Below are 12,704 nucleotides of genomic sequence, written 5' to 3'. Positions count from 1 at the left end.
CTACATTATTTTTAAAAAGGTGATTTTATGGTAATAGGCAGGTTGCATTCAATTGAAACAATGGGGCTTGTTGACGGACCGGGCATAAGAACAATTTTCTTTTTACAAGGTTGTCCTTTAAGATGTCTTTACTGTCATAACCCTGATACTCAAGCATTGCAAGGCGGTACGGAGATAACGCCTGACTTTGTGCTGTCTAAAGCTATGAGATACAAAACATATTATAGAGGTAATGGAGGAGTAACTTTTTCAGGAGGAGAACCTCTTTTACAAGGAGAATTTCTTGCAGAAAGTCTAAAACTATTAAAAGAAAATGGATTTAATACTTGTATTGATACTAGTGGATATGGAAATGAAAAGTATTTTAAGGAAATTTTAGAAAATACAGATACAATTTTACTAGATGTAAAAAGTTTTTCTAATCAAGGTTATATAGAAATGGTAAAACAAAAAATTGATGGTTTTTATAAATTCTTAGAATATATTGATAAGTATTTTAATGGTAAAATCTGGTTTAGACATGTTATGGTTCCAGGTTTTACGGATAATAAGGAATCTATGGATAAACTTGTTGAGATAATTGAACCGTACAAGGATAAAATTGGAAGAGTTGAAATACTACCATATCATGTTATGGGTGTTGAAAAATACAAAGAAATCGGAAAAGAATATCAACTTAAAGATGTTCCTGCAATGAATAAAGAAAAAGCAGCTATGCTTGAAAGTTATGTAAGAAGTAAATTAAAATTAATATAATTTTAAAATCACTCAATCGAGTGATTTTTTTACTTGATTTTAATTTATTTTAAGGTTATACTGTTATAGTATAGATAAAAACACGGGGTGATTTTATGAGAATTTTAATTTGTGAAGATGAAATAGATTTGGCAGATGGTCTAAGTACTATTTTAAAAGGAAATAAATATTCTGTTGATGTTGTTTATGACGGAGAAGAAGCACTTAATTATTTAGAAGCTGAAAATTATGATGCCGTTATTTTAGATATAATGATGCCAAAAGTTGATGGAATAACAGTTTTAAAGACAATTAGAGAAAATGGAAATAGTATTCCAGTAATTATGCTTACAGCAAAATCACAGCTTGATGATAAGATTATTGGACTTGATAGTGGAGCTGATGATTATCTTACTAAGCCATTTGAAGTTAAGGAACTTCTTGCAAGACTTAGAGCGATAACAAGAAGAAAAGACAATGTTACAGATAATGTTTTAACATTTGGAAATATTACTTTGAATAGAACAACTTTTGAATTATCTTCTAAAAAAGAAAGTTTTAAACTTACAAATAAGGAATTTCAAATGTTAGAAATGCTAATGTTAACACCTTCAAATATAATTCCAGCAGATACTTTTATGGATAAAATTTGGGGATATGATACAGATTCAGATATAAGTGTTGTTTGGGTTTACATCTCATATCTTAGAAAAAAACTTGCAAAAATGGAAGCTGATGTAGAAATAAAAGTAACAAGAAATGTTGGATATTCTTTGGAGGAGATAAATGGAAAATAAACTTAGGAAGAAGTTTATCTATTTTTCAGTTGGTATTATTTCAATTGTAACTGTAATAATTATTGGATTTGTAAATTTTGCTATTTTTTATAATTTGAATAGAAATTCAGATGAATTATTAAAAACTTTGGCTGAAAATAATGGTGTTATGCCAAAAATTGCAATGGTTGAAAATAGCGATTATGATCAAAGAGTATTATATTTAAAAAATATTTCAAATAGATTTTTTACAGTTAGAACAGATGTTCAAAAAAATATTATAACTGTTAATACTGATGATGTATTTTTTACAAGTGCTCAAGAAGCGGTTGAATATGCGAAAACTGTTCTATCAAAAGGTCAAAGTAAAGGTTTCTATAAAGGGTTCAAATATTTAATTGAAGATACAGGTAAGGGAAAACTTATTGCCTTTGTAGATGTTGTAAAAGATTATGGTGTTATTTATTCAAACCTAGGAAATAGTATAATTATTGGTATTGTTGTTTTATTTCTTGTTGCATTATTTTCATTTCTTTTATCAAAAAAAGCTGTTAGACCAATGGTTCAAGCGTATAAAAAACAAAATGCTTTTATTACAGATGCAAGTCATGAGCTAAAGACTCCATTGGCAATAATAAAAACGAGTGCAGATGTACTTGAAATGGAAAATGGCGAATGTAAATGGACAGGTAATATACATAAACAGGTAAATAGATTAAATGAACTTATTGGTAATTTAATTTCACTTACTAAACTTGATGAATCAGATGAATTAGAAAAATTTGAATTTTCTTTTTCTGATATATTAAGTGAATCTGTAACTGATGTTAAAGATTATGCTTTAAGTTTGAATAAGAATATTGTTGCAAATATTGAAAAAGGAATTTCTTTTAAGGGAAATGAAGAATTAATTAGAAAAGTTATATATATTCTACTAGATAATTCTATTAAATATGCTAAAGAGAATAGTGATATAAATGTTAATCTTTCAAGACAAAACAGGAGAATTGTCTTTACAATTGAAAATGAAGCAGATAATTTAGAAATTAAAAACTATAATGTGCTTTTTGAAAGATTTTACAGATCAGATAGTTCTAGAAATAGTAAAACTGGTGGTTATGGAATTGGACTATCAATTGCTCAATCAATAGTTTTAAAGCATAGAGGAAGAATTTCAGCAGATAGTTTTGACGGGAAAAAGATTATTTTTTCAGTTAAATTTTAAAAATTTAAAATTAAGAATGTATTAGAGTTATTATTAAATTAATAGCTCTTTTTTTTATATATTTAAAAAAGTTTTTTATAATTACTTTTCCTTTTTTGATTAAACAAAGGTGTTTTCTTTATTCATCATATTTTATTCAAAATATTTTTAAGTAAAAATATATTTAAGGTTAATTAAAGGTTGCTTAAGTAAAATGTATTTACACAAAAGAATAAAATTATTTTTTGTATAAAAAATAAGGAGGAAATATGAGGGCTAATAAATTGGTAGTTGAATTATTTAGTTTAGCAATACTGTCAGGTTCTTTGGTCGCTTGTAGCAAAAATGCAAGTAATTCAAAACCACAGTCAATGCAAAATATGAAAATAAATACAACCAAGTCAAATTCAAAGTCAAATATTTTTACCGATGATGATTATAATGCGATTGTTGATGAAAAAAATAGTACAATTTTAGATTTAAGTGATATTTATAATTTAAAAGCAGAAAATGTTAGTATATCTGGAAATATAATTACAATCTCTTCGGAAGGAACTTACATTCTAACTGGAGTGCTTGAAGAAGGACAAATTATAGTTAATGCAAAGGATGAAGATAAAGTTAGACTGGTATTAAAAGAAGTTTCTATAACTTCTTCAAAGGGAAGTCCCATTTTAGTAAAAAATGCTAGTAAAACTATTATAACTCTTGCATCAAATACTAATAATAAATTAGAACTAAAGGGTGATTTTGGTAAAAATAAAAATAAGGATTCGGTTATTTTTTCAAATAGTGATTTAAGTTTTAATGGTACAGGTATTTTAAATCTTTTCTCATCTTATGGAAGAGGAATTGTATCTCAAGATAAAGTTGTCTTTGTAGATGGGAAATATGCACTTGAAACTTCAGGTAATTCTGTAACTTCTAAAAATTCCGTTGCAATAGCTGATGGAAAATATTATATCAAAGCTGGAGATAATGGAACTGCTTTAAAAGTTGACGGAGAAGAAAATAAAGGTAGAGTGTATATTCAAAATGGAGATTTTGATATTTTTGCCGGAAAAGATGGAATTAATTCAAATTCCAATATTACTATAAATAACGGTAATATAAATATAAAAAGTAAAGATAATGGTATTGAAAGTGAAAACATAGACATAAGAGGCGGAAACACAAGAGTTGTTTCGAAAGATGATGGAGTTTTAGCTAGTAGCAAAGAAGATACCGAAACAGACACTTTATATATAAGAATAAATGGTGGAAAAGTTAATGTCTTTTCTGAAAAAAATGGACTAAATTCAAAGGGAGACATCTCTATTGAAGGTGGAGAAACTTTTGTTGAAAGTTCAAATAATGAAAATTCAGCGATTAAATATGAGGGTAATGCAAAAATAACAGGTGGAACATTTGTTGGAATTGGCGGTGATTCAAAAATTAAATCTTTTGGAGATTTATCAACTCAAGGAAGTGTTTTACTGTATTTTCCAGAAAGCACCAAAGAAAATTTAAAATTAATAGATGACTTTGGAAGAACCTTAATTGAATATAAGCCAACTTCTGAATATAAAAGTGTTATACTAAGTACAAAAGATTTTAGACTAAATAAAAGATATAAATTAGTGGCAGGAGATCAGACTTTGGATGTTTTCTTAGACAAATTAAATTACAAATCTGCCAAAGTTAATGAAAAATATTAGACTAAAAAATAACTGATGATTTTAAAAAAAGCTGTGATTACTCACAGCTTTTATTTTTATCTAATATATGAAACAATTTCTCTTTCTTCAATTTTTACCATTCCAAGAGATTTATAAAATTCATTATCTCTAATATCATGAATATCCGTAAAAAGACAAAAAGACCTGACATCTTTATATTTTTCAGAAACTGCCTTAAATAGATTTGTTCCAATTCTCTGTCTGTAATAGTCGGAATCTACAATCAAATCTTGAACAATAACTATATGTTCACCATCTCCTAAACAGCGAATAAAGCCAATTAATTTATTCTGTTCAAAAGCACCTAAAAGATAAATTGAATTTTTAAAAGCTCTATTTAGTTTTTCGTCATCTTTTAGATATGCCAACCAATTTGCTGATTTATAAATTCTCTTAATATCTTCTAAATATTCATTAAAATCAAATTCTCTTAATTCCATAAATCCTCCTAAATTTCTAAAAGCAATTTAATTCCATCTCTTAGTTTTTCGTCACTAAGTGTTGCAAAACCTAATAAAATCGAAGGAATTTCTCTTTTTGTTCCGTATGAGCTAAGTCCATAGACTTTTATCTTTTTTTCTTTTGCTTTTTTCACAATATCTTCTTCATTATAATGTTTTGGATACTCTAAAACTAAATGAAGTCCAGCATCTGCACCTCTTATTGTAATATCTTTTCTTTCGCTTAGCATATCCATTAGTAATTGTCTTTTTTTGGAATAAATTTTTCTCATTCTATTTAAATGTTTTTCAAATTCTCCAGACTCTATAAAAGTTGTTAGCATTTTTTGAACCATAATTGAAACAGGACATATAAAATATTTAAAAATCCTATTATATTTTTCGACTAAATCAAAAGGTAAAACCATAAAACTTACTCTAAAACTAGGAGAAATTGACTTTGAAAAAGAGCCAATATATATTACTTTATCATTGATATCAATTGATTTTAAAGCAGGGACTGGTCTTTTTGAATATTTGAACTCACTATCATAATCATCTTCTATTATGTATTTTATCTTTTTCATATTTAAAAGCTCAACACGTCTTTGCATATTCATTATAACTCCAGTTGGAAACTGATGTGCAGGTGTTAGAACACAAAAATCCGAGTCTGATTTTTTCAATTTTTTTAAATCCATTCCATTTTCATCAACAGAAATAAGATTATACTTAATATCATTTGTATCCATTATATTTGAAAGCATACTATAACCTGGATCTTCAATTCCAAATTTTCCAGAAATTAATTCGAAAATAATTTGAAAAAGGTATTCTGAACCACTTGAAATAACTATTTGAGAAGCATCAGTCCTAAAACCTCTTGATTTGTTTAGATATTCAGCTATTTGAATTCTAAGAGGAAGATATCCTTGATATTCAACTTTTTCTAATACGTCTTTATTATCAAAAATATTTGAAGAGATTTTTTTAAATATCTTGTAAGGAAATTCTTCGCTTACACCACTATATGAAAAGTCATAGTCTATATTTTCATTTTCTGTTTTTATATAAATTGGTTTATTGTCTAAAATATAAAGCTCTCCAACATCAGAAACAAAAAATCCCTGTCTTTCTTTAGAGTAAATAAAGCCTTCTTCTATTAGTTTTGAATAGGCATTATCCACAGTATTTAGTGAAATTTTATATTCCTTTGCTAAATTTCTCTTACTAGGAAGCTTTGTATGAGCTTTATAAGTTCTGTTTATTATCTCATTTTTAAAATATTCATAAATCTGAATATAGAGAACTCCATTATTTAATATTAACATTCTGGCACCATAAAAAAAGATTATTTTGATACTACAAATAGTATCAATAAATGTATTATACTATATTTGAACAAAATAATCAAAGGAGTGTTTTATATGGAAAACAAACTAAACATAAAGAAAATAACATTAATAGGAGTAATGGCAGCATTAGTATTTGTCGCATCACAAATCCAAATTCGTATACCTCTTGGCGGAAGTGAAACTAGAATACATATTGGAAATGGATTTTGCTTATTATGTGGTTTAATATTAGGACCAGTAACAGGTGGACTTGCAGCAGGTTTTGGCTCTGCACTTTTTGACCTTTTTAATCCTGTTTATTTACCTTCTGCACCATTTACATTTGCATTCAAATTTTTAATGGCTTTCATCTGTGGAAAAATTGCTTATTCACATGGAGCAAAAGCTGAAAATTTAAATAAAAATATAATAGGCTCAATAGTAGGAGCTGTTACTTATGTAATTTTATATCTTTCAAAGAGTTATATTACTGATATTTATGTTAAGGGCTTACCACAAGCAGGAGCAATTGCAAAAGGATTACAAAGACTAGGAGCTTCAACAACAAATGCTATCGCAGGTGTAATAATTGCAGTAGTTTTAGTACAAGCATTACAACCAATATTAAAAAAGGCTTTAAGATAGATGAAAATTTTAGTTCTAAATGACTATTGTTGTGTTGGAAATTGTGCTTTAAAAGTTAACATTTCAGTTCTTACACAAAATGGACATGAAGTATTTGGAGTTCCAACAAAAATATTTTCATCAAATATGAGCTATAAAGATTACATTAGCTTTGATTTGCCAAATTTTGAAGAAGTAACAAAAAAAGTTTTTGAAATTAAAGATGTTGACGCAATTTATATTGGATTTATCGATAATAAGAAATATTTTAAATTTATAAAAGAAATTTTGCAAAATTTTAAAGGAAAAGTAATTTTAGATCCAATACTTGGAGATAATGGAGCAAAATATTCAGGTACAAAAGTTGAACAAATTGAATTTTATAGAGAATTTTTAAAATATACGGAAGTAGTAACTCCAAACCTTACAGAAGCAATTTTGCTTACAGATTATGATAAAAACTTTTCTGAAATCAAAAGAGAAGATGTGGAAGAAATAGCGAAAAAATTAAAAAAAATGGGTTCAAAACAAGTTTTAATTAAAAGTTTTGAAGAAAATAACAAGCTAAACACATTTTATCTTTCAGAAAAAACTTCAAAATGGTTTGAAAAAGATAAGATTGAAGTAAAGATTTCTGGAACGGGAGATGCTTTCTCATCTCTAGTAACAAATGAGTTATTAAAAAATGAAAATTTAGAAAAATCAATTGATAAAATTCAAGATTTATTATATGAAAATATAAAAAATCAAGAAAAATTTGAAGGTTTAAATGAAATTAAATTAGAAAATTTTAAAATAGGCTTATAGCCTATTTTTTATTTCAAAAACTCCAAAAATTATAGAAAAGGTTAGGGGAATAAAAAGTTTCACGTCATAGCACAATGTAGAGAAAAGCCCCTAACACGTCATCTTGAGCGTAGTGAATCTAGTCCTAACTTTGTTTGCTTGAAAACAAAAGTAGGTCTGACGGAGTCATTGAGTACAACGACTCTGGAAATCTCCTAAGCACCATAATTATTAAACAATCTAATAAGATTATCAGGGACAATTGAACTAAATTAAAAGTATTTTGCAATTAAATTGTCATTCTTCTTTTTGATTATGATTATTTATTTTAATTAAAGGGTATATTGAAAATAATATAGAATAGGAGAGAGAACTATGAAAAAGAAAATTATTGCACTTGGTGCAGTACTTGTATTAGTTATAGGTCTTTTTGTTTTCAAAAATTTCTTTGTAAAAAATAAAGATGAAAACACAAGTAATAATACAGTTACTGAAAACCAAAATAAAAATACAGATTCTAAAAAAGAATCAAGTACAAATAATGACTCTAGCAAAAAGGAAGAAACAAAAAATGAGTCTAAGTCAAATGAAAAACTTACTTTGGAAAGTTTAAAAAGTCAAAAGAAAGTAATGATTTTAGATTTTAGCCAAGATGGTTGACATGCTTGTACTATACAGCATAAGGTTTTGGAAAAACTAAGAGAAGAATATAAAGATAGAGTAATTATACAAACTATTAATATTAGAAAAGAAATGGACTTTACGTCACAATTCCCTATAAGAGTAACACCTACATTATTTTACTTTAATGCAGATGGAACACCATTTAAAAGCCCAGAAGAATTAGAATCAAGAATTAACTATGTTGCTTATGAAGATAGAAAATCTGGAGAATTAAAATTAGGTGGTTCAGAGGGAGTTGTTCAATACGAAGATTTAAAGGCAGTTATTGAGGAGATGTTAAAAAATGCTAAATAATTTAGAGAGCTTAATAGGTAATGGTTTAAAATCATTTAGTATCTTTGCTCCAATTTTAGCTTTACTTGGAGGGATACTTACTTCTATTTCACCATGCTCACTTGCTTCAATTCCATTAGTTATTGGATATATGACTGGCACAAAAGAAGATGATACAAAAAGAGCTTTTAAAACTTCCGTTGTATTTGCAATCGGTATGGCTATAACTTATACAACACTTGGAGTTTTAGCGGCATTGTTAAGTAAAATTTTCAATCAATCAGGACAATTTTGGAATTTATTTCTAGGAACTGTAATGATTTTAATGGCATTACAAACTTGGGAAGTAATAAATGTAATTCCAAGTAAAATTTTGACTAATAAAAGCAAAAAGACAGGCTATGTTGGAGCTTTGATTGTTGGAATAATGGCGGGATTATTTTCTAGCCCTTGTTCAACACCGATTTTAGTTGCTTTACTTGCAATTGTTGCTTCAAAAGGAAGTTTGCTTTGGGGAGTGTTATTATTCTTACTTTATTCAATAGGAAATAGTATTTTAGTTATTGTTGCAGGAACAAGTACAGGATTTGTTGGTAAAGTGATGTCAAATAAATCTTATGGGAAAATTTCAGATATTGTAAAAATAGTTTTTGGAATAATTATTTTACTAATCGGATTATATTTCCTATATCTAGGATTTTAATAAAAATTTTAAGAAGAACATTTATGTTCTTCTTTTTATTTTCAAAAGTAGTATAATAGTATTAACAATTAAAAATAAGAGAGTGATTATATGAATAAAAATAAAGAACAAATGTTGGATTATTTAGTAAAAGCATTTATAGCTGAGTCAGACGATTATAAACATATACCAATTCCTGAGGACGAAAGTCAAAAGAAAATTATTTTGCGTTCTCTTATGAATATCCGTATTCCAAGAAAAATGGATGATGAGGTTTTAAAAGTTCAAGATGAATTTTTAAAATTTTGTGCAGAAGAAAAGGGAATTGTAGAGTTAAAAGATATTCCTATTATAAAAGATATTTTTTCTATATGGCAGGGAGATATTACAAGACTCAAGGTTGATGCAATAGTTAATGCCGCAAATTCAATAATGCTTGGGTGTTGGGCTCCAATGCATCTATGTATTGATAATCAAATACACACTTTCTCAGGAATACAACTAAGAGCTGAATGTAATGAAAAGATGAAGGAACTTAAGAAAAAATATGGAGAGGATTACAAACAGCCAACGGCTATTCCAATGCTTACTGATGCATACAATCTACCTTCAAAAAAAGTAATTCATATTGTTGGGCCTATCGTTTATGGAGAGCTTACAGAAGATTTGGAAAAAGATTTAGCTGACTGTTATGGAAGAACTTTGGATATGTGTTTGGAAAATGGACTTAAAAGTGTAGCATTTTGTTGTATATCAACAGGTGAATTTAGATTTCCAAAAGAAAGAGCAGCAGAAATCGCAATTGATACAACAAAAAAATGGGTTAAAGAGCATCCAATGGCAATGGATAGAATTATTTTTAATGTTTTCAAAGATGAGGATAAGAAATATTATGAAAGAAAATTATAATAAAACAGACGGATATAGAGAAAGTATTCAAATTGGACTTAAGGGATTAAAGTCTGTTGGAAAAAATATATCGTCTCAAGAAGAGTTAGAAGAAGTAAAAATTGAAAATTTAAAAAATGAAATAAAAAATGCTGATGCAATTGTAATAGGTGCAGGAGCTGGACTTTCAACTTCTGCAGGTTTTACTTATAGTGGAGAGAGATTTGAAAAATATTTTTTTGATTTTTCAAAAAAATTTGGAATAAGCGATATGTATTCAGGTGGCTTTTATCCATTTCCAGATAAAGAAACAACATGGGCTTGGTGGGCAAGACATATATATTTTAATAGATATATCGAACCACCGAAACCGGTTTACGGAGATTTGTTTTCCATTATAAAGGATAAAGAATATTTTGTTATAACGACAAATGTAGATCATCAATTTCAAAGAGCGGGATTTGATAAAAAACGTCTTTTCTATACTCAAGGTGATTATGGATTATTTCAAAGCGTGAATTCACAAAATCAAAATACTTACGATAACGAAGAGTGGGTTTTGAAAGCTATAGAAGCTCAAGGTTTTAAGAAAAATGAAGAAGGTATTTTTGAAGTTCCTGATAATAAAGAAATATCAATGAAAATTCCGACTGAGTTAATTCCAAAATGTCCCGATGATTCGGATGTAACTATGAATCTTCGTGTGGATAGTTATTTTGTAGAGGATGAAGGTTGGCAAAGGGCGTCTAAAGCATATTCTGATTTTCTTGAAAAATATAAAGATAAACATATACTCTTTTTAGAGCTAGGAGTTGGAAATAATACACCAGTAATTATAAAATATCCTTTCTGGCAAATGGCAATTGAAAATAAAAATGCAGTATATGCTTGTATTAACTATAATGAAGCATTCTGTCCAACTCAAATAAAAGATAGAAGTATTTGTATAAATGGAGATATTGGAGAAATACTAAAGAAAATTATGAAATAAAAAGAATACTCAAAAGAGTATTCTTTTTTTGTGTAAATAAGAAGTAAAGTTATTTATAAACTGAATATAAATATATTAATTCACGTCATAGCAACAAGCAAAGTAAATCCCTCAACACGTCATCTCGACTGGAGCAACGCGAAATGGAGAGATCTCCTAAAGCCTCCCGCTATTAAAATTATTAAAAAATCAAAAAAATTTTTCATTTCATAAACATTTCATAAATCTAGTTTAAAATATCTCTTGCGAAGAAAATCATTGTAATAAGAGAGGAGCGAAATAAGATAGTGGTTAAAAATGCGATGGCATATGTTTTAAGAAAAAAGAATAGAACATTAATTGTTTTTATTATTTTAACAGTTGTACTTTCTTGTTTATATGCTTGTTTAAATATATTAAAATCTGGAACTAGCATGGAGAAGTCTTTATACAAATCATCAAATTCCTCTTCATCTATAACTAGAAAAGATGGCAATGGATATTTTGATAGGAATGAGTTTAAAAAAATAGAAGATATTAAAGAAATTGCAGAAACTATTAATCATTATGAGGGATTGGCTAGATTACATAATGCAAATGTTGTTGAAAGTGGTCAACAAATTACTAGAGATGATATTCCAAATGAACTTAAAAATATTGTTTCAATTCAATCTACAAGTAATGTTAAAAGGGATGTTTTGTTTAGTAGTGGAGTGTTTTCTATTAAAGAGGGAAGAAATCTTGAAAAAAATGATAAGTTTAAAATTTTAGTTCATGAAGAATTTGCTGAACATAACAATTTAAAACTTGGAGATAAGGTTAGTTTAGAATTTGTTAATACTAATGAAATGTCTAAAAGCAATAAAAAAACTGAATTTGAAATAGTGGGTATTTTTACTGGAAAGAAACAGGAAACACAAACTGGTTTGTCTTCTGACTTGAGTGAAAATATGATGTTTACTGATTATGATTCAGCACAAAAGGCTTTGAATAATGAAGAAAAAGAACTTGTAAATAAGATAACATTTTTTACAGATACTCCTGAAAAAATGGATGATGCAATAAATAAGGTTAAGGAACTTAATGTTAATTGGAGTAATTACACTGTTGATAAAGACTCAAATGCTTTTAAAGAAGTGTTAGAATCTTTAAGCGGAGTTAAGCATATTATTAAAATAATGACTTATTCAATAATGATTGGTGGCTCTGTAGTTCTTTCGCTGATTTTGATTTTATGGCTAAGAGAAAGAATATATGAAATTGGAATATTGTTATCTATTGGAGTAAATAAATTTAAAATAATTACTCAATTTATTTTAGAATTAGTTTTTATCTCTATTCCTACAATTATAGTTTCTTTAATAACTGGAAATATAGTTGTAAATCAAATTATTGGTGGGTTGATTAGTTCAGAGGATACTGCATCAATTCCTTCAAGTTTTGCAAGCAGTGGATTTAGTGTTGAAAATTCCATAACTTTTGTTCAAAGTTATGGAATTTTATTGTTAATTATTGTTTTATCAGTAATTTTTGCATCAGGTTTAATTTTAATAAAAAAACCAAAAGAAATATTATCACAAATTAGCTAGG

At 27.5% G+C, this 12,704-nt stretch carries 14 protein-coding genes; 12 read left to right on the top strand and 2 right to left on the bottom strand.

What is annotated here, in order from left to right; all coding sequences use genetic code 11:
- Nucleotides 1–27: 27 nt before the first annotated feature.
- The 4 genes from pflA (at nt 28) to LW893_RS06980 (ending at nt 4,412) form a co-directional block, all read left to right on the top strand.
- Nucleotides 28–756 (top strand): pyruvate formate-lyase-activating protein, encoded by a 729-nt coding sequence (gene pflA, locus LW893_RS06995; RefSeq protein WP_233056562.1) that lies wholly within the window; start codon nt 28–30, stop codon nt 754–756.
- 95 nt (nt 757–851) lie between these two features.
- Nucleotides 852–1,532 (top strand): response regulator transcription factor, encoded by a 681-nt coding sequence (locus tag LW893_RS06990; protein WP_233056561.1) that lies wholly within the window; start codon nt 852–854, stop codon nt 1,530–1,532.
- Nucleotides 1,522–2,736 carry a sensor histidine kinase gene (locus LW893_RS06985; RefSeq protein ID WP_233056560.1) on the top strand — a complete coding sequence of 405 codons (1,215 nt, stop codon included), beginning with the start codon at nt 1,522–1,524 and terminating at the stop codon, nt 2,734–2,736. The genes LW893_RS06990 and LW893_RS06985 overlap by 11 nt, the downstream gene beginning before the upstream one ends.
- Nucleotides 2,737–2,984: 248 nt before the next feature.
- Nucleotides 2,985–4,412, top strand: coding sequence for a carbohydrate-binding domain-containing protein (locus tag LW893_RS06980; RefSeq protein ID WP_233056559.1), 1,428 nt, complete (start codon nt 2,985–2,987; stop codon nt 4,410–4,412).
- A 56-nt stretch (nt 4,413–4,468) separates the two neighbouring features.
- Here the strand turns inward: LW893_RS06980 and LW893_RS06975 are convergent, their stop codons facing one another.
- Nucleotides 4,469–4,873, bottom strand: a complete 405-nt coding sequence (locus LW893_RS06975) for a GNAT family N-acetyltransferase (protein WP_233056558.1) — start codon at nt 4,871–4,873, stop codon at nt 4,469–4,471.
- An 8-nt stretch (nt 4,874–4,881) separates the two neighbouring features.
- On the bottom strand, nt 4,882–6,204 hold the full coding sequence (locus LW893_RS06970) for a PLP-dependent aminotransferase family protein (RefSeq protein ID WP_233056557.1): 1,323 nt from the start codon (nt 6,202–6,204) through the stop codon (nt 4,882–4,884).
- 96 nt (nt 6,205–6,300) lie between these two features.
- Between LW893_RS06970 and LW893_RS06965 the strand changes: the two genes are divergently transcribed.
- From LW893_RS06965 to LW893_RS06930, 8 genes are all read left to right on the top strand, one after another.
- Nucleotides 6,301–6,852, top strand: coding sequence for an ECF transporter S component (locus LW893_RS06965; protein WP_233056556.1), 552 nt, complete (start codon nt 6,301–6,303; stop codon nt 6,850–6,852).
- Nucleotides 6,853–7,638: a PfkB family carbohydrate kinase gene (locus tag LW893_RS06960; RefSeq protein ID WP_233056555.1), complete on the top strand. Its 786-nt coding sequence runs from the start codon at nt 6,853–6,855 to the stop codon at nt 7,636–7,638.
- Nucleotides 7,639–7,992: 354 nt separating this feature from the next.
- Nucleotides 7,993–8,277: a hypothetical protein gene (locus tag LW893_RS06955; protein WP_233056554.1), complete on the top strand. Its 285-nt coding sequence runs from the start codon at nt 7,993–7,995 to the stop codon at nt 8,275–8,277.
- Between the two features lie 27 nt (nt 8,278–8,304).
- Nucleotides 8,305–8,595: a thioredoxin gene (locus tag LW893_RS06950; RefSeq protein WP_233056553.1), complete on the top strand. Its 291-nt coding sequence runs from the start codon at nt 8,305–8,307 to the stop codon at nt 8,593–8,595.
- Entirely contained in the window at nt 8,585–9,277 is a 693-nt protein-coding gene (locus LW893_RS06945; protein ID WP_233056552.1) for a cytochrome c biogenesis CcdA family protein, read from the top strand. Before LW893_RS06950 ends, LW893_RS06945 begins: the two co-directional genes overlap by 11 nt.
- Before the next feature lie 90 nt (nt 9,278–9,367).
- A complete protein-coding gene (locus LW893_RS06940; protein ID WP_233056551.1) occupies nt 9,368–10,165 on the top strand; it encodes a protein-ADP-ribose hydrolase in 798 nt (265 codons plus the stop codon).
- Entirely contained in the window at nt 10,149–11,135 is a 987-nt protein-coding gene (locus LW893_RS06935) for an SIR2 family NAD-dependent protein deacylase (protein ID WP_233056550.1), read from the top strand. The genes LW893_RS06940 and LW893_RS06935 overlap by 17 nt, the downstream gene beginning before the upstream one ends.
- A gap of 287 nt (nt 11,136–11,422) precedes the next feature.
- Nucleotides 11,423–12,703: an ABC transporter permease gene (locus LW893_RS06930; protein ID WP_233056549.1), complete on the top strand. Its 1,281-nt coding sequence runs from the start codon at nt 11,423–11,425 to the stop codon at nt 12,701–12,703.
- Nucleotide 12,704 lies beyond the last annotated feature (1 nt).

This window comes from Parvimonas micra (genome assembly GCF_021300775.1).
Classification (GTDB): Bacteria; Bacillota; Clostridia; order Tissierellales; family Peptoniphilaceae; genus Parvimonas.
The sequence above is the reverse complement of the archived record's forward strand: the minus strand, read 5'-3'. Positions and strand labels throughout refer to the sequence as shown.